Annotated in this window: 17 protein-coding genes; 4 read left to right on the top strand and 13 right to left on the bottom strand. The window is 72.8% G+C overall.

Translation table 11 applies throughout. The annotated features are described in order from the left end of the window. Window positions 1-143: 143 nt before the first annotated feature. Together IF45_RS0105705 and IF45_RS0105710 are read right to left on the bottom strand one after the other, a co-directional pair. Window positions 144-1,247 carry a saccharopine dehydrogenase family protein gene (locus IF45_RS0105705; protein ID WP_008409356.1) on the bottom strand — a complete coding sequence of 368 codons (1,104 nt, stop codon included), beginning with the start codon at window positions 1,245-1,247 and terminating at the stop codon, window positions 144-146. A gap of 64 nt (window positions 1,248-1,311) precedes the next feature. Further along, entirely contained in the window at window positions 1,312-2,028 is a 717-nt protein-coding gene (locus tag IF45_RS0105710) for a type 1 glutamine amidotransferase domain-containing protein (protein ID WP_008409357.1), read from the bottom strand. A gap of 157 nt (window positions 2,029-2,185) precedes the next feature. Between IF45_RS0105710 and IF45_RS0105715 the strand changes: the two genes are divergently transcribed. Then, window positions 2,186-2,788, top strand: a complete 603-nt coding sequence (locus IF45_RS0105715; protein WP_008409359.1) for a TetR family transcriptional regulator — start codon at window positions 2,186-2,188, stop codon at window positions 2,786-2,788. Between the two features lie 86 nt (window positions 2,789-2,874). Here the strand turns inward: IF45_RS0105715 and IF45_RS0105720 are convergent, their stop codons facing one another. Together IF45_RS0105720 and IF45_RS0105725 are read right to left on the bottom strand one after the other, a co-directional pair. After that, the gene (locus IF45_RS0105720) at window positions 2,875-4,470 is read right to left on the bottom strand and encodes a succinic semialdehyde dehydrogenase (protein ID WP_008409360.1); all 1,596 of its coding nucleotides are present in this window, start codon (window positions 4,468-4,470) and stop codon (window positions 2,875-2,877) included. 22 nt (window positions 4,471-4,492) lie between these two features. After that, window positions 4,493-5,425: an acetoacetate decarboxylase family protein gene (locus tag IF45_RS0105725; RefSeq protein ID WP_030305942.1), complete on the bottom strand. Its 933-nt coding sequence runs from the start codon at window positions 5,423-5,425 to the stop codon at window positions 4,493-4,495. Window positions 5,426-5,695: 270 nt separating this feature from the next. Here IF45_RS0105725 and IF45_RS0105730 point away from each other — a divergent pair, with 270 nt between their 5' ends. Further along, complete coding sequence (locus IF45_RS0105730; RefSeq protein ID WP_010640221.1) at window positions 5,696-6,979, top strand: MFS transporter; 1,284 nt, start codon at window positions 5,696-5,698, stop codon at window positions 6,977-6,979. Window positions 6,980-7,009: 30 nt separating this feature from the next. Here IF45_RS0105730 and IF45_RS0105735 read toward each other — a convergent pair whose 3' ends face one another. After that, window positions 7,010-7,849, bottom strand: a complete 840-nt coding sequence (locus IF45_RS0105735; RefSeq protein ID WP_030305944.1) for an alpha/beta fold hydrolase — start codon at window positions 7,847-7,849, stop codon at window positions 7,010-7,012. Between the two features lie 147 nt (window positions 7,850-7,996). On the opposite strand from IF45_RS0105735, the gene IF45_RS0105740 reads away from it, so the two are divergent. Then, window positions 7,997-8,803, top strand: a complete 807-nt coding sequence (locus tag IF45_RS0105740; RefSeq protein WP_030305946.1) for a TetR/AcrR family transcriptional regulator — start codon at window positions 7,997-7,999, stop codon at window positions 8,801-8,803. Here IF45_RS0105740 and IF45_RS0105745 read toward each other — a convergent pair. From IF45_RS0105745 to IF45_RS0105775, 8 genes are all read right to left on the bottom strand, one after another. Beyond that, entirely contained in the window at window positions 8,790-9,509 is a 720-nt protein-coding gene (locus IF45_RS0105745) for a ribonuclease H family protein (protein ID WP_018468709.1), read from the bottom strand. The two genes, IF45_RS0105740 and IF45_RS0105745, sit on opposite strands and share 14 nt — an antisense overlap. Before the next feature lie 70 nt (window positions 9,510-9,579). Next, a complete protein-coding gene (locus IF45_RS0105750; RefSeq protein ID WP_030305948.1) occupies window positions 9,580-10,728 on the bottom strand; it encodes an LLM class flavin-dependent oxidoreductase in 1,149 nt (382 codons plus the stop codon). 72 nt (window positions 10,729-10,800) lie between these two features. Further along, entirely contained in the window at window positions 10,801-11,355 is a 555-nt protein-coding gene (gene ssuE / locus IF45_RS0105755) for an NADPH-dependent FMN reductase (RefSeq protein WP_010640227.1), read from the bottom strand. A 223-nt stretch (window positions 11,356-11,578) separates the two neighbouring features. Beyond that, complete coding sequence (locus tag IF45_RS34375) at window positions 11,579-11,662, bottom strand: putative leader peptide (RefSeq protein ID WP_350495122.1); 84 nt, start codon at window positions 11,660-11,662, stop codon at window positions 11,579-11,581. 157 nt (window positions 11,663-11,819) lie between these two features. Beyond that, window positions 11,820-12,698 carry a glycoside hydrolase family 19 protein gene (locus IF45_RS0105760; RefSeq protein WP_030305950.1) on the bottom strand — a complete coding sequence of 293 codons (879 nt, stop codon included), beginning with the start codon at window positions 12,696-12,698 and terminating at the stop codon, window positions 11,820-11,822. Between the two features lie 183 nt (window positions 12,699-12,881). Further along, complete coding sequence (locus tag IF45_RS0105765; protein WP_242534216.1) at window positions 12,882-13,571, bottom strand: YoaK family protein; 690 nt, start codon at window positions 13,569-13,571, stop codon at window positions 12,882-12,884. 14 nt (window positions 13,572-13,585) lie between these two features. Next, window positions 13,586-13,948 (bottom strand): hypothetical protein, encoded by a 363-nt coding sequence (locus IF45_RS0105770; protein ID WP_010640232.1) that lies wholly within the window; start codon window positions 13,946-13,948, stop codon window positions 13,586-13,588. A 134-nt stretch (window positions 13,949-14,082) separates the two neighbouring features. Continuing rightward, complete coding sequence (locus IF45_RS0105775) at window positions 14,083-16,104, bottom strand: M4 family metallopeptidase (protein ID WP_030305954.1); 2,022 nt, start codon at window positions 16,102-16,104, stop codon at window positions 14,083-14,085. Window positions 16,105-16,621: 517 nt separating this feature from the next. Here IF45_RS0105775 and IF45_RS0105780 point away from each other — a divergent pair. Then, window positions 16,622-17,122 (top strand): hypothetical protein, encoded by a 501-nt coding sequence (locus IF45_RS0105780; protein WP_008409372.1) that lies wholly within the window; start codon window positions 16,622-16,624, stop codon window positions 17,120-17,122. Window positions 17,123-17,148 lie beyond the last annotated feature (26 nt).

Genomic DNA, 17,148 nt, shown 5'->3' on the forward strand with positions numbered 1-17,148 from the left:
ACCACAGCGCCGCCTCCATGGCCCTGGCGATCAGCGTGCCCGGCAGCGTCGGACTGGCGGTACCCGCCGCCGCCTACGGCGTGCTCACGCATCCCGTCGCCGCGCTCGCGGGGACTCGGCCTGAAGGACGCCCGACCCGCAGGTCAGGCCGTGACGAGTCCGAATTCGGCGCACCCCTGGCGGAGGGTGTCGACACCGAAGGCGGTGGTGGGCCCGACGACACCGGGGGTGACGCCGGAACCGGTCGCGAGCCGGCCTGCGGCCCAGGCGAGGAGTTCGCCGGTGAGGCTGTAGGGGTTGGGCCCGACCAGATGGACCTCGGCGAGCGGGTCGGCTCCCTGGGCCCCGGACGCGACGGCGACGACGTGGGACGGGATGCGCGCCCGCAGGGCCGCGTCGGGGCCGCCCGGCGGGCCGAGGAGGACCGGGCTGGTCAGCACGTCGGCGATCCTGTCGCCCGCCGGCAGGCGCTTGGCGGCACTGACCAGGGCCGAGTAGAGGGAGAGCGGACGGCTGAGGGCGGGGAACCAGCCGTTGTAGACGGTGACGGCCTCCAGCGTGGGGAACTCCTCCGGCAGGAACAGCACTTCGGTGCCGGAGACGAGGAACGCCGACCTGCTGCGGCCTCGCACGGTGAAGCGGCGGACGCGGGACGCGGTGCGTTCGTCGACCAACTGGTGGTGCTGGCGGCGCGGTGAGGGGAGGGTCAGGCCGTCCCGCATGGTGGTGCGCGTGCCCTGGCTGATCCCCCGCGCCAGCGGGCCGGAGGCGAAGTAGCCGATGTCGACAGCGTGTGCGGACGGCCCCGCCTCCTGCAGGGCGAGGGCGGCGGCGAGGACGCCGGGGACGTAGTCGTAGCCGAAGGCCGGCAGCATCACCGCGCCCACCTCCCGCGCCCGCTGGTGATGCCGGGCGTGCAGGGCGCGGACGAAGCCGACTTCGCCGGTGGAGTCGAGGTAGTGGGCGCCCGCGTCGGCGGCGGCCTGCGCGACGGGGAAGCCGTAGCGCTCGAAGGGGCCGACGGTGGTGATCAGTACGTCACCGTGGCCGAGGTGCTTCCTCAGGTCGTCGGGGCGCACGGCGTCGACGACCACATGGTCGAGTCCGCCGGAGTCTTCGGCCAGCGCCGTCAGCGCGGCCGGGTTGCGTCCGGCGATCGTCGGCCTGACGCCCTGGCGGAGCAGGGCCTCCAGGACGAGGCCACCGGTGTAGCCGGTGGCGCCGAGCAGAGTGATGCGGCTGGTCATCGCTTCCTTCCGGGGAGTGGCGGGTGGAGGTGCGGCGGACGGCTGCGGCGGAGAGCCCCGCCGGTCAGGCGGTTCGCGCCGCACCTTCGACGTCGGTGACGAGGCGTTCGGCGAGACGTTCGGAGGAGGGCGGGTTCTGTCCCGTGTACAGGTTGCGGTCGACCACCACGCACGGACGCAGCGGCAGCAACGCCTTGGTGTAGTCGGCGCCGCTCTCCCGCAGCCGGTCCTCCAGGAGCCACTTCGCCTTGCGGCCGAAGCTGTTGAACTTCTCCTCCAGGTTCGACAGGCCGGTCATCCGGTACCCGTCGAGCGGCCACGACCCGTCCGGGTTCTCCGCCGCGAACGTCGCCGCCGGAGCGTGGCACAGCAGCGCCAGCGGCTTGCCCGAGGCGAGCACCCGGGTGAGCAGGGCACCGGAGACCGGGTCCACCGACAGGTCCTCCATCGGCCCGTGCCCGCCAGGGTAGAACACCACGTCGAAGTCGTCCGGGTCGATCTCGTCCAGCGACCGGGGATCGTCCAACTCGCCCTGGATCTCGTCCAGGTACGCGGACACCTCGCGCAGCTTGGACGGCAGGCCGGCGGTCCTTGACATGCTCAGCCGGTCCAGCGTCGGCACCGTCCCGCCCGGCGTCGCGAGGGTGGTCTCCCACCCCGCCCGCGAAAAGATCTTGTGGGGCATCGCCAGTTCCTCGCCCCAGAACCCGGACGGATGCACCTGGCCGTCCCGCAACGTCCACCGGTCAGCCGCGGACACGACGAACAACACCCTGGTCATCACAGACCTCCCTCGTACCGAAACGGATCAGTCGTCCGGCCCACGAAGGGCCCGGACGCGAACGCTGCCCGCACGGGGCGCCCCAGCCGCCTTCTGGCAGCGTACGCCACATGTGACACAGCCTGCCAGTTGTGACATTGATTGATAGCCTTGCCGCATGAGGGAGAGCACCGCACCCGGCCTGCGCATGAAGACCCGCCGGGCCGTCACCGAAGCCCTGGCCGACACGGCCCTGGACCTTTTCGACCGCGCCGGCTTCGACCAGGTCACCGTGGCCGACATCGTGGCGGCGGCGGGCATCTCCCAGCGCAGCTTCTTCCGTTACTTCAGCAGCAAGGAGGACGTGGTCTTCGGGGACCGCATCCCCTCCGCCGAGGAGGTGCGCGGCGAACTGCTCCGGCACCTCGACGACCTGCCTCCGTGGGACGCCCTGCGGGCCACCTTCCGGACGGCGGCGCACCAGCTGGACGCCGACCAGGGCCACTGGAAGCGGGCGGCCCGCGTCATCTGCCGCAACCCCGGCCTGCGTGCGCGCTACCTGGAGAAGCACCTGGCCTGGACCGACGCCCTCGCGCCCGAGATCGTCTCCCGGACCACCCCCGAGGGCCCCGAGGCGGAACTCAGAGCCCACACGATGATCAACACCGCCCTGGGCTGTTTCGACGTGGCCCTGATGCGCTGGTCCGACAACGACACGGACCACCCCCTCACCGCCCTCGTCGACGACGTGTTCGGGTTCGTGCACTTCCCCCGCCCTTGACCCGCCTCCGGGGACGGACGTGACCTGCCGCAGCCAACCGGGCTTGCCGGCGCCCCCACGGGACTGACAGGTCCAGCCCCTTTCCTTCAGCGCAGACCGGCTGCCTTGAGGAGCTTGAGGCTCCGGGTGAGGAGGGTGGCCCAATTCTCGGGGTGGAGGCCGGCGGGCGGGGTGAAGCCCTGGATGCGCTGGTGGGCGACGGTCTGAGCTTCGGTGTACTTGAGGATGCCGTCGGCGCCGTGACGGCGGCCGAGCCCGGAGTCGCCCATGCCGCCCATCGGCGCGTCCACGCTGCCCCAGGCGGCGGCGAACGCCTCGTTGACGTTGACGGTTCCGGCGTGCACCCGGGCGGCGACGGCCCGGCCGCGTGCTCCGTTACGGCTCCACACGCTGGCGTTGAGGCCGTAGGAACTGGCGTTGGCAAGGGAGATCGCCTCCTCCTCGTCGCGGAAGGGGTGGATCGACACGACGGGGCCGAAGGTCTCGTGGTCGTACAGCGTCATGCCGGGGGTGACGTCGGTGAGGATGGTCGGCTCGTGGAAGAGGGGGCCGAGGTCGGGTCGCGCCCTGCCTCCGGCGAGGATCGTGGCGCCCTTGGTGGTGGCGTCGGCGATGTGGGTGGTGACGGTGTCCAGCTGGGCCGCAGTGGTGAGGCTGCCGACGTCGTAGCCGAAGTCGTAACCGGCGCCGATCCTCAGCTTCTTCGTGCGGGCGACGAAGGCGGCGACGAACTTGTCGCGGACGGACTCGGCGACATAGAGGCGTTCGACGGAGACGCAGAGCTGGCCGGCGGAGGGGAAGCAGGCGGCGACGGCGTCGGCGGCGGCCTTGTCGATGTCGGCGTCCGCGAGGACGATCATGGGGTTCTTGCCGCCGAGTTCGAGGGAGGCGCCGATCAGGCGTTTTCCCGCGTCGGCGGCGATCTGGCGGCCGGTGGCGGTGGAGCCGGTGAACATCATGTAGTCGGCGTTGTCCATCAGGGCGGCGCCGATGGAGCTGCCCCGGCCGATCACCATCTGCCATACGTCCCGGGGCAGCCCGGCCTCGTACATCAGCTCCACGGACCACAGGGCGGTCAGCCCGGTCTGGGTGTCGGGCTTCTGGACGACGGCGTTGCCGGCCATGAGGGCGGCGATGGTGTCGCCGGCGGCCATGCTGAGGGGGTAGTTCCAGGGAGAGATGACCGTGACGACGCCCTTGGGGTGGCGTAGTTCGGTGGTGTGGGTGAGCAGGGGGATGGCGCCGCGGCGGCGCTTGGGCCGGAGGTAGGTGGCGGCGGTGCGGGCGTAGTAGCGGGAGACGATGCCGATGTCGAGGATCTCCAGGAAGGCGTCGCGGCGGGTCTTGCCGTTCTCCGCCTGCATCAGGTCCAGCGCCTCGTCCTGACGGGCCAGGACCAGGTCGTGGTAGCGCAGCAGGATCTTCTTGCGCTCCGCGACGGGGGTGGCGGCCCACTGTCGCTGGGCGGTGCGGGCACGGGCGAACGCCGCCTCGACATCGGCGGGGGTGGAGACGGGCAGGTCCGCCAGCGGAGCGCCGGTGTAGGGGGCCGTGGTGGTGACCCTCGCGGCGTCCGGCGAGGCCGAGACCCGGGCCACCAGCCGCTCCAGGAGAGCCGGGGTGACGGTGGCGGGCAGGGACGGGCCGCGCGGGGCCTTCGGGGTGGCGGTTGCGGTGGTCATGTCAGGGCTCCTTCTCACGTACTCACTTGTTCCGGTACGGGACCGAGGTGGGGACCGGCATGTGCAGGGCGGCCTGACCTTCGGTCATCACGTCGAACTGGATCGTTCGCTTCGGCCTGAGCGAGCGCAGATCGTCGGACATGCGGCCTTCACCGAGTTGGAGGGAGACGCCCTTGGTGCTGCGCGTGGTACCGGCGTTCAGCACGTGGGTCTGGTTGAGGGTCGAGTGCCACCCGCCGTTGATCGTCGTGTACGAGGTGAGCGAAGTGACCCGCTCCCCGCTGGCCTGTGAGGTCTGCCGCGGGGTCGGCGCCTGGAGCGCCAGGTCGAGCCCACCGGAGTCGTTGGCGACACGCGCCGTCGTCCGCCGGTGATCGATCTCCACGTCGAGGCCGGTGACCCACTTGGGGAAGCCGTAGCCGTCGTGCCCACGGACCTGCGCGATCTCCGAACTCACCGGCAGCGACAGCACGTACGAGTGGAGGTCCTCGTTCTTCAGCCCGGTGACGAGGTCGAGGAAGCCGAGCCTGCCGTGGCGTGCGGGCCTGACCGCGATGCCGACGGCCGCCTCGGTGTAGAAATCGATGTCGCACACGTCGTACCGGAAGAACATCACCGAGACCAGCCCGAGGCCGGGCACCACCTCCAGCGGCGACAGCTCCCCGGGCAGGCGGGCCCGGATGGCGTCGGCCGGCGCGAGCATCGTCAGCCGTGCGCTGGAGAGGGCGTAGTAGAAGTTCGGTGTCAGGGTGGGGCCGACCGGGGAGTCGACCTTGGCCTTGGGCAGCGGACGGAAGAAGTCCACCCCGCTGACGCGCGGGTCACGGGCGATCGCGTCGAGGTCGGGCCGCATCCGGTACCGGTCGTACAGGCCCCCCTTCGGAACGGCGACCTCGCGGCCCCCCAGGTCGACCTTGACGGTGTCGGTGTCGGTGCGCTGCTGGTCTGCGGGCATGGAGGTTCCTCACACTCATGTAAGCGCCGTTCACATGACTATAGGATGCGATGTTTACAGCGTCAACAATGGGAGGGTCGAAGAGTGCTCCGGTGCGGTCGCGCCTACGCCACGCCAGGGCGCCGACGGGCAGTCAGCTCACGGCCCACCCAGGGGGCCGCACCGAACGGCAGAGCCCGCCGGCGGCGGAAGGCGGCTCGGGTGACGGGAGTGTGTCGACTCCGTCAAAGCGCGGGTGAGCAGGGGGGATGCGGGGGAAAGGTCAGGACCATGACAGACACCGTCACGGTTTCGGACCGCCCCGCCCAGCCCGTCCGCCAGCTCCTCGCCGCCTCCGTCGGCAATGCTGTCGAGTGGTACGACTGGTACGCCTACACCTTTCTGGCGACCTACATCGCCGCCCAGGTCTTTCCCGCCGACGCCGACGACTCGCTGGTGCCGTTGCTCTCCACCTTCGCCGTCTTCGCGGTGGGGTTCTTCATGCGGCCGGTGGGCGGTCTGTTGATGGGGGCCGTCGCCGACCGGCACGGGCGGCGGGCGGCGCTGACGGTGACGATTCTGCTGATGGGCGGGAGCAGTCTGCTGGTGGGGCTCACGCCCAGCTACGCCTCGGCGGGGTTGCTGGCGCCGGTGGTGCTGGTGGTCGCGCGGCTGCTGCAAGGGCTCTCCGTCGGCGGGGAGTTCGCCGCCTCGACCACGTTCCTGGTGGAGTCGGCCGGGCCGGGCAGGCGCGGCCTCTTCTCGAGTTTCCAGTACGTGTCGACCACCATCGGCCAGCTGGCCGCCTCGGGGGTCGCCGCGCTGCTCGTCTCCTCGCTGTCGGCGGGGCAGATGGAGGGCTGGGGGTGGCGGGTCCCCTTCGTCCTCGGTGCCGTGCTGAGCCTGGTCGGTTTCTGGATCCGGCAGGGTGCGCACGAGACCCGCAGCGAGGAGCAGCGACGCGCCCCCAAGCCCCGGCTGTTCGACGCCCTGCGCCACCACCCGCGCCAGTCCCTGCTGATCTGCGGGATCACGGCCGGCGGCACGCTCGCCTACTACACCTGGACCTCCTACCTGCCGACCTACGCCGAACTGAACGTCGGCATGGACAAGGCGGACGCCCTGCTCGTCGGTACCGTCTCGCTGGCTGTCTTCGCGCTGCTCCAGCCGGTGGGCGGGATGCTGTCCGACCGGTACGGGCGCAAGCCGCTGCTGCTCTTCTTCGGGCTCGGGTTCGCCCTGCTGTCGGTGGCGCTGCTGCGGTCGCTGACCGGGTCGGTGCTGTCGCTGCTGCTGGTGCAGCTGGCGGGGATGGTGCTGCTGACCGGGTTCACCTCGATCTCGGCCGCGGTCAACGCCGAGGTGTTCCCTGCGCGGGTGCGGGCGGCCGGGATCGGCTTCCCCTACTCGCTGACCGTCGCCCTGTTCGGCGGCACGGCCCCGTACATGGGGACGCTCTTCAAGGATCTCGGCCACCCGGGGCTGTTCCCCTGGTACGTGAGTGTGCTGTGCCTGATCTCGTCCGTGGTCTACCTGCGGCTGCCGGAGACCGCTCACCAGGAGCTGGACCGGTGAGCCGCCGCCGCTGCCTCGGGAGCGGCGCTTTCAGTCCGCGTACACCTCTGTCAGCCAGGGCCTGAGCACGGGCAGGACCGCGCCGGGCTGCATGGCGCCGGTGTGGTCGAGGCCGTCCAGGACCCGGACCTGCCAGCCCGCCGCCTCCAGACGGGCGCGGTCACGGGTCAGGGGGCCGGCCATGTCGACGGTCACGCCGCCCCATTCGGGTCCGTAGGGGATCACGTCCGCCGAGCCGGCGAAGCAGAGCCGGGGGCAGCCGATGCGGCTCTGCGCCGCCGCCTCGTCGAATCCGGTGAGGGACTGGTAGAGGCCGAGGAACTGGGCGGTCTGGGCGCCGTCCGCCGCGATCTCCACGCTGGACCAGTCGTACTCCCCTCCCTCGCCGGAGCCCGCGGGGTCCTTCGGGCGCCGGGCCATGGCGTGGGCGGCGGCGGTGACCTGGAGCATCTGCGCGTACGGGCCGCCGAGCGGCGGGAAGCCGCCCATGGCGAGGGCGGCGAGGCGGTCGGTGCGCAGGGCGAGCTGGAGTCCGGCGAGGGCGAGCCACGAGTAGCCGTAGTAGGCGAAGCGGCCGGCCCCGGCCGCGTCGGCGACGGCCAGGAGGTCGGCGGCGAGGTGGTCGGGGGTGAGGGCGGCGGCGGGGTGGTTCATACGGTGGCCCTCGTAGTCGAAGGCGATCACCTGGAAGGTGTCGCCGAGCCCGTCGGCCAGGGTGCGGCCCAGCGCCGGGTCCATGCCCCAGCGGCGCAGTTCCTCGGCGCGGGCACCCTCCTTGGGCACCGGGTCGACGGGGAGCAGGACGGCCGGTCCGCTCCCCTGGATCTCGTAGCCGACGCGTGTGCCGTCGTGCAGGGTCGCGCTGGGCATGGGGCCTCCCCTGGCCGGGCGTCCTTCGTGCGGACACGGAACGCCGATCTGATTCCGTACAGCGTAAGGAATTGCGGGCCAGACGATACCGTACGGCGTAAGAAGTCGTGCGCGATCGGCAGCGTGCGGCCTAAGGAGGTGGAAGCGTTGAGCATCATCGCCGGTCAGGGGGACGCGACTCGGTCGCTGGCGTTGCTGTGGGGCGAGGGGGAGGCCGGGGGCGAGCGGACGGCGCCGGGGCCGAAGCCCGCGCTGAGTGTGGCGGCGGTGGTCGCGGCGGCCGTCGAGGTGGCCGACGAGGGCGGGGTGGCGGCCCTGTCGATGCGGGCGGTCGCCGACCGGCTGGGCCGTTCGTCGATGGCGCTGTACACCTACGTGCCGGGCAAGGCGGAGCTGGTGGACCTGATGTACGACCGGGCCCACGCGGAGCTGCCCGGCGCGTACCCGCAGGACGACGGCTGGCGGGCGGCGGCGACCGCCTGGGCGGCCGATCTGCGCGCGCTCTACCTGCGCCATCCCTGGCTGCTCCAGGTCTCGTACGCGCGGCCGGTGCTGGGGCCCTGCGAGCAGCGGGTGATGGAGGCGCTGGCGGGCGTCCTCTTCGCGACGGGGCTGCCCGCGAGCACGCTGCGGGCGGCGGCGGCCGCCCTCTTCGACCTGGTGCGGGGCGGGGCGCGGACGCGGGCCGAGGCGCGGCTCGCGGCGGCGGCGACCGGGGTGGCGGACACCGAGTGGTGGGCGGAGCGCGCGGCACGGCTCGGCGAGGTGGCGCCGGACTTCGCGGAGCGGTTCCCGCTCTCGGTACGGCTCTCCGCCGGGGAGGCGGGCACGGACGGGGCGCCGGCCTCGTGGGAGGAGCGGATGGAGGCCACCCACGCGGCCGGGCTCGCGCTGCTGCTGGACGGTCTGGAGGCAGCGGCCGGGGGCCGGCCGGGCGGGGTCAGCCCGCGGTGACCGCCTCACGGCACTCCGGGTGGCCCCAGCTGCTGCCGTTCTTGGTGATCTTCTCGCCCGCCGCGTAGGGCCGGCCGCAGGCGCAGCGGCCGGGGAACTTGGCGCTGATGGCGCGTCCGGTGCCTCCGCTTCCGGTTCCGCTCTTGCGCGTACCGGTGCGGGCGCCGCCCTTGGACCTGGCCTTGGGGGCGGCGGCGCGGGAGGGGTCGGGCTGGGGCCAGGGCGAGCCGAGTTCGCTGCTCGCCGCCTCCTGGGAGGCGGCGACGTCGGTGGCGGCCTGGTCGGCGAGGGCGTTGAGGGCGTCGCCGCCGACCTGGTGGGCGGCGACGTGGACGAAGGTGACGTCCCGCCCGGCCAGCAGGGTGTCGATGGCGACCACCAGTTCCTGGTTGGCGACGGGCTTGCCCGCGCTGGTCCGCCAGCCGTTCCGCTTCCAGCCGGGCAGCCAGGTGGTGACCGCCTTCATCGCGTACTGCGAGTCCATCCGCACCTCCAGGGGGACGGACGGGTCGGTGGCCTTCAGGAGCTCTTCGAGGGCGGTCAGCTCGGCGACGTTGTTGGTCGCGGTGCCGAGTGGTCCGGCGGCCCAGCGCTCAGGGCTGCCGTGGGCGTCGGCGGCGACCCAGCCCCAGGCGGCCTTGCCCGGGTTTCCCTTGGAGGCTCCGTCACAGGCGGCGATGATGCGATCGTTCATGGCCCGCATCATGCCAGCGCGGGTACGGGGTACGTCCACTCCGGCCCCGGCCGGCCGGAGCGGACGTCCGCGCGGCGGGCGGTCAGCTCGCGGCGGCGAAGGGGACCTGGGCGGGAGCGGCGGCGGCCGGCGCGCCCGGGCGGGTCCACAGCCCGCGGGCGGCGAGCAGCGGCAGGACGCCCTCGCCGAACCAGTACGCCTCCTCCAGGTGCGGGTAGCCGGAGAGGATGAACTCGTCGATGCCGAGGCGGTGGTACTCCTCGATCCGCTCGGCGATCTCCTGGTGGCTGCCGACCAGTGCCGTCCCGGCGCCGCCCCGGACCAGCCCGATGCCGGCCCACAGGTTGGGGTGGATCTCCAGCCCGTCACGGCCGCCGCCGTGCAGGGCGAGCATCCGGCGCTGGCCCTCCGACTCGCTGCGGGCGAGCCCGGCCTGGACGGAGCGTACGGTCTCCTGGTCGAAGCCGGAGAGCAGCCGGGCGGCCTCGGCGCAGGCCTGCTCGGAGGTGTCGCGGGCGATGACGTGCAGCCGGATGCCGAAGCGGACGGTGCGGTTCTCCTTCTCGGCGAGCCGCCGGATCCAGGCGATCTTCTCGGCGACCTGGGCGGGCGGTTCGCCCCAGGTGAGGTAGACGTCGCTGTGGCGGGCCGCGATCTCGCCCGCGACCGGTGAGGAGCCGCCGAAGTAGACCTGCGGAACGGGGTCGGGGAGCTGGGTGAGGCGGGCACCCTCGACGGTCAGGTGACTGCCGTGGTGGTCGACGCTCTCGCCGTCCCAGAGGCGGCGGACGATGTCGAGGAACTCCCCGGTACGGGCGTAGCGGGCGTCCTTGTCGAGGAAGTCGCCGTAGGCGCGCTGCTCGGTGCTCTCGCCGCCGGTGACGACGTTGAGCAGCAGACGGCCGCCGGTGCGGCGCTGGAAGGTCGAGGCCATCTGCGCGGCGAGGATCGGGGAGACGAAGCCGGGGCGGAAGGCGACGAGGAACTTCAGGCGCTCGGTCTGCTGGCTGACCATGGCGGTGGTGAGCCAGGCGTCCTCGCACCAGGCGCCGGTGGGGGTGAGCGCCCCTTCGAAGCCGAGGTGCTCGGCGGCCCGGGCGATCTGGGAGAGGTAGGCGATCGTCGGCGGGCGGTCGCCGCCCGCCTCGTTGACGGGGGTGCCGTGGCCGCCGCCGACGACGTGGCGGCTGTCGCCGTTGGTCGGCAGGAACCAGTGGAAGGTCAGGGGCACGGAAGGCTCCGATCGGTGCGGTGGGGCGGGGGGGCGCGTCGGCGGCGGGCGGGCTTCGGAGCGGAGCGGGCGTCAGCTCGCGGCGGCGTACAGGGGGGTGCGCGGCAGGGTGGCGGCGAACTGGTCGAGGACGCGGCCGAGCGCCTCGGCGGAGCCGGGGGCGACGGTGACCGACCCGTCGGGGGCGACGGTGATGTCGCGGTCGAGGGTGAACCAGCCGGGCAGGATGTGGTCGGCGCCCATGGAGCTGAGGACCGGGCGGAGCGCGTAGTCGAGGGCGAGGACGTGGGCGGTGCTGCCGCCGGTGGCGAGCGGCAGCACGGTCTTGCCGCTCAGCCCGTACTGCGGGAAGAGGTCGAGGAGCGCCTTGAGCAGGCCGGAGTAGGCGGCCTTGTAGACGGGGGTGGCGACGATGACGCCGTCGGCGGCGGCGAGTTGCGCGGTGGCCTCGACGATGGCCGGGTGGGCGAAGTCGGCGCCGAGCAGGGGCTCGGCGGGCAGGGTGCGCACGTCGAGCGGGACGACCTGGTGTCCGGCGGCGGTGAGCTTGGCGTCGAGGTGGCGGGCGAGGCGGGCGGTGCGCGAGGTGGCGGAGGGACTGCCGGAGATGGACAGGACGGTAGCCATGGAGGGGCCCTTCGAACGGCGGGGAGGCGGTCGGCCGCGGGGCACGGGCAGGACGCGGGCACGGCGGACGCCACCTCCCCGGTACGCACGGCGGCCGCCCGGCCGCTCCAGGGCGGGACGGGCTGCGGCGTACAGCGTTCAGGGGCTCCCTCTGCGGGAGACGAGGCGGGGTTCCGGCGGGCGCGCGGCCCTTGGCGGGGCCGGGCGGCGGCGAGGGGTGGCGTCAGCCTCGGGGGCGACAGGCGGAGCTGGAGACACGCGCAAGGTCGACGTGGCGTCGCTGCGTGAGATCCGGTCGCGTGGGCATGCCATCGATCAAAGCAGCAGGCCGGGGGCGGGTCAAGAAGGGGACGGCGGGGTCTCGGATGACGGGACGGCCGGTGGGACGCGGCGCCGCCCGGGGACGGGAACGGGGGCGCGTCCGGCGGCGTGGCCGGGCGCGCCCCCGCGAGGGTGAGGCGGTGTCAGCAGTACAGGTTGGAGCCGGTGATGGTGCCGAGGATCTGCGCGAAGGAGGTGAACTTGTCGATGCGGCTCTGCACCTGGGCCGGGTTGCCGCCGTTGCACTCGATCGAGCCGTTGATCGAGCGGATGGTCTCGCCGAAGCCCCGGTTGTTGACGATGGCGTTGTGCGGGGTCATCGTGCCGGGGCCGGACTGGGTGTTCCAGTACCACAGGCCGGTCCGCCAGGCGACGGAGGCGTTCTGCTCGACCAGGTAGGGGTTGTTCAGCAGGTCGATGCCGAGGGCGTCACCGGCAGCCTTGTAGTTGAAGTTCCAGCTGAGCTGGATGGGGCCGCGGCCGTAGTAGGCGGCCTGGCCGGCCGGGCAGCCGTAGGGCTGGTTCCGGTCGCAGTAGTGGGGGTAGTTGGCCTCGTTGACTTCCTTGATGTGGACGAGGCCGCCCGTCTCGTGGCTGACGTTGGCGAGGAAGGCGGCGGCCTCGCGCTTCTTGACCTCGTCGCTGCCGGTGTTGGCGAAGGCCGGGTACGAGCTGAGGGCGGCGGTGAGCCCGCTGTAGGTGTAGAAGGAGTTCCGGTTCGGGAACATCTGGTTGAACTGGGCCTCGCTCACGACGAAGCCGCTGGGCTGCTCCCCGCCCCCGCCGCCACAGGCGCCCTGGTCGGCCCAGACGTCGGAGCTGCCGGGCCGTTCGTTCTGCGTCCACCACTTGGCGGTGTAGTTGCGCCCGTTGTACGAGGCGCTCTGGCCGCCGGTGTAGACGGCGGAGGCGTTCCAGGCGTTGGCGCAGGCGGCGGCCTGTGCGGTGGCCGCGGGGAGGACGACGAGCGCCGCGACGACCGCGCTCAGCGCGATCAACAGGCTCATGACACGTCTGATCACGTGATCACACTCCTTGAGTGCGGCGCGACATCGGCCGCGCGCCGCCGTGGATGCGGTCAGCTAAGCGAGAGTGATCTGAACCTGTCAAGGTCTAGACCAAGGGTGGCCGCAGGACGGCGAAATGTCGGCGGAATTCCGCACTCCTGTCCGGAACCGGTGGCGGTACCGCCCTCGCGCACCCCCTCATTCCCTACGCCCCGCCGCGACCACCACGACCGCCGCCGCCACCAGCACCGCCGGCAGGAAGAGCGCCACGTCCGGCACCGCCCGGCGCACCAGGACGGCCCCGCACGCCCCGGCGAAGAGGCAGGCCAGCCGGGCGACGGCCCACCCGTCCACACCCCCCGGCTGCCGCGCCGCGAACCCGGCCACCAGGGAGGTGAGCGTACTGGTGAAGAACGTGGTCGGGGCCCCTTCCCGGCCCAGCGAGAGCACGGTGGTCGCCTGCGCCCCCATCGCCGCCGACAAGGGGACCAGCAGCACCCCGGCCGCCACTCCCCCGGGATCGGGCCGGTCCGCGACCGTCCAGACGACCGCCACCGAGGCCAGCACCACCGCCTCCGCCCCCAGACACCACAAGACCCCCCGCGGCCAGACCCGCCGCCCGCCCCCACGCCCGGTCAGCGGCACCGCCAGCACCGTCCCCAGCAGATACCCGCCCAGCGCCAGCGCGGGCGCCCACGCCCCCTGACTCCGCTCCCCCGCCGCGGCCGCCCCCAGCAGCACGAGATTCCCCGTCATGATCCCGGCGAAGGCCCCACCGAGCGCGACGACGGCGAGGACGTCGGCGGCACCGGAGGCGAAGCTCAGCAGGAGGAGCGCGGAGCGGCCGTACCTGCGGGCACGGCCCGTCGCCGGCTCCCGGTCACGCACCCTCGGTTCCCGGCTCACCGCACATTCGCGTCCGAGTTCACCTCCGGGTCCCACCCCAGCTCCCGCAGCCCTCGTCGGATGGCCTCGCGGCGTGGTGGGTCGATGGCGCCCATCTTGAGGTCGGCGCGGGCGCGTTCGTCGACGGCGAGGGCGAGGGCGGCGTCGAGTTGGCCGGTGCGGCGCCAGGCGGCGCGGCGGCCCTCCTCGGCGCGGAGGTAGCTCTCCGTCTCGTCGTACTCGGAGGTGCCTTCGGTGGCCGCGCTGAGCTGGCCCTCCCACTCGGAGAGCTGGCGGGCCAGGTAGACGTCGACCGCCTCCCGGGCCATGGTGGCGTCCTCGGACTCCTGGGGTTCCTCGCCCTGCGTCACGTCGCTCATATCGGCACAGTAGACGGGCCGGGGTGGCCGGGCAGCTCGGAGCGGGCGCGGGAGGGACCGCAGGCCGTACGGGCGCCGCCCCGGAGCGCGGGGCTCCGGGGCGGCGGTGGTGTCGCGCGTGGGGTGCGGCGGGGTTACGGCAGGACGATCTTCCAGCTGTTGATGCGGCCGGTGTCCGAGCGGGCGGTGTCCTGGACGCGGAGCTTCCAGGTGCCGTTGGCGGTCTGCGCGGAGGCGTTGACGGTGTAGGTCTCCTGGACGTTGTCGGCCGAGTCCGAGGAGCTGGCGTTCTTCAGCCGGTAGGCGGTGCCGTTGGGGCCGACCAGGTCGATGACGAGGTCGCCGCGCCAGGTGTGGCTGATGTCGACGGTGACCTGGAGGGCGGCGGGGGCGTTGCCGGTGCGGCCGGTGACGGTGATGTCCGAGGTGACCGCGGCGCCGGCGTCGGGGATGGCGACGGCCGTGGTGTTCTCGAAGGTGGTGCCGCCGCTGCCGCCGCCGGAGCGGGCGCCGACCGCGACGCCGGCCCAGGCGTCCTGGACGGCCTTGTACTCGGCGCTGCTGGTGCCGTACAGCTCACCGGCGACGGCCAGGGTGCCGGTGCGGGCCCCGGCGTAGTTGGTCGTGGAGGTGAACTTGGTGGTGAGGGCCTTGAACCAGATCAGCGCGGCCTTGTCGCGGCCGATGCCGGTGACGGGCAGGCCGTCGGCGGTCGGCGAGTCGTAGCTGACGCCGTTGACCGTCTTGGCCCCGCTGCCCTCGGAGAGCAGGTAGAAGAAGTGGTTGGCCGGGCCCGAGGAGTAGTGGACGTCGACGGAGCCGATGCCGGAGTACCAGGAGTCCTTGGACTTGCCGTCGCGGGAGGGCTTGTCCATGTACCGCAGCGGGGTGCCGTTGCCGTTGATGTCGATCTTCTCGCCGATGAGGTAGTCGCCCTTGTCGGCGGCGTTGTTCTCGTGGAACTCGACGGCGGCGGCGAGGATGTCGCTGGTCGCCTCGTTGAGGCCGCCGGACTCGCCGGAGTAGACGAGCTTGGCGGTGACGGAGGTCAGGCCGTGGGTCATCTCGTGGGCGGCGACGTCGAGCGAGGTGAGCGGCTTGGCGTTGCCGGCGCCGTCGCCGTAGGTCATGCAGAAGCAGCTGTCCTGCCAGAAGGCGTTGACGTAGTTGTTGCCGTAGTGGACGCGGGAGTACGCGCCGACGCCGTCGCCCCGGATGCCGGAGCGGCCGTGGACGTCCTTGTAGTAGTCCCAGGTGGCCTGGGCGCCGTAGGCGGCGTCGGCGGCGGCGGTCTCGGTGTTGCTCGCCAGGCCGTTGCCCCAGACGTCGTCGGGGCCGGAGAAGAGGGTGCCGGTGCCCGAGGTGGAGCGGTTGAGGTTGTTGGTGCGGTGGTTGCCGCGCCCGGCGTCGGTCAGGTTCCAGGTGGAGCCGGACTTGGTGCTGCCGAGGGTGACGGTGCCGCTGTACTGGGTGTTGCCGGTGCCGTTCTCGACGGCCTGCCACTCGTGGAGCTTCTCGCCGGTGGCTGCGTCGGTGACGACGTGCAGTTCGTTGGGGGTGCCGTCGTGCTGGAGTCCGCCGACCACCGTCTCGAAGGCGAGGGCCGGCTTGCCGTCGGCGTTCCAGACCACCTGACGGGGGGCGCCGTCGGTGGCGGCCTTCTCCGCGTCGTGGGCCTCGGCGGCGTTCAGCGCCTGCTTCTTCGCGGCCGAGGGGGCGATCTCCGCCTTGGTGGCGATGCCCTTGAGGGCGTTGCGGGACGCCTTGGTCACCGTCGCGGGCGTGCCGTCGGGCTCGGCGGCGACGACCAGGTCACCGCCGAGCACGGGGAGTCCGGCCCAGGTGCGCTCGTAGCGGGTGTGCAGGGTGCCGTCGCGGTCCTTGACCACGTCGCGGACGAGCAGCTTCTCCTGTGCGCCGAGGCCGAGTTCGGCGGCGACGGAGGCGGTCTTCGCCTCGGCGGCGCGGATCAGGGCGGCGCGCTGGGCGGGGCTGAGGTCGGCCGGGAGGGCGCCGGTACGCGCCGCGGTGGGCTTGGCGGCCGGTGCGGGATCGGCCGCGGTCGCCGGGGCCGTGGTGGCGGTGACGGCGAGCAGCGCGGTGACGGCGGCGAGGGCGCCGCCGGCGACGGCGCGCCGGTGGGAGGTGGGTCTCAACACGGACTCCTTCTGCGTGACCGCGGGGTACGCGGTCCGGGGGTGACGGGGCGGCGGGTGGCCGTCCCGGGCAGAACGGAAAGCGGAGGAACACCGTGGGGGGAGGGCCGCGTGGCGGTGGTGCCGTGGGGTGCCGCGCGGTGGCCGAGGGGAAGATTCGCAGAGCCCGCCGCCCGTGTCAGGTGCGCGTCAAATGAATGGCCGGATCGCGTCCGCGCCGGAGAGCCCCCGGAAGGACGGCCGACCGTCGCGGGGAGACGTTCGGCTGAGTTGCCGCCGGAACACCGCCCCGCTCCCCCGCCGTCGGGGGCAGGTGCCGGAATAGTTCCGTCCATTTCCGGGTCGGCCGAAAACCGTCCCTCCCAGCCCTTACAGCCCTCCGCCCGCCGGAAAAAGTCCCGGGGCCGTGCAACCTCCCGCCTGCCGCCGGGGTGAGTAGGGCGAGGAACTCACCTCACCGTGCCGGGGAGCGCCGATGCCCCGGGACGGCGATCCACCGAGCAGATCCGGGAAGACCATGTCGAAGAGAACGCTCGTCCCCGCCGCCGCCCTGCTGCTGGCCGTCACCGGCCTGCTGGTCCCCGGGGCGGCCCACGCCGCCGACGCCCGCCCGGCGGCCACGGCCGAGAGCCGGTCCGCCGTCGTGGTCGCCCCCGGCGAGAAGCTGCGGCTGGGCCACGGCTACGCCATGACGCTCACCCGTGACGAGCGGTGCGTCGGTTCGGCGGACGGGCACATCTGCAAGAGCGTCACCGACGGCAACCAGCCGCCCGGCACGGTCAGCCTCCAGAGCTTCGGCGAGGCGCACGGCACGCTGTACTCGCCGCTCTACATCGGGCCCGGCCGCGCCGCCCGGATGACCGTCACCGGCGCCGGGCAGACCCTGGAGGCCCAGGTCGTCACCCTGGCCGGGCGCCCCGGTTACGCCACCGGGTACGTCTGGGGCGCCGCCGGAGAGCTGGACGAGCCGACCGTGACCGTCTACGACGCCGCCGGCCGTGTCCTCGCCCGGTACTGACCTCTCCTCGCCGGAGCACCCGGTGC

It is taken from the genome of Streptomyces albidoflavus (genome assembly GCF_000719955.1).
GTDB lineage: Bacteria > Actinomycetota > Actinomycetes > Streptomycetales > Streptomycetaceae > Streptomyces > Streptomyces albidoflavus.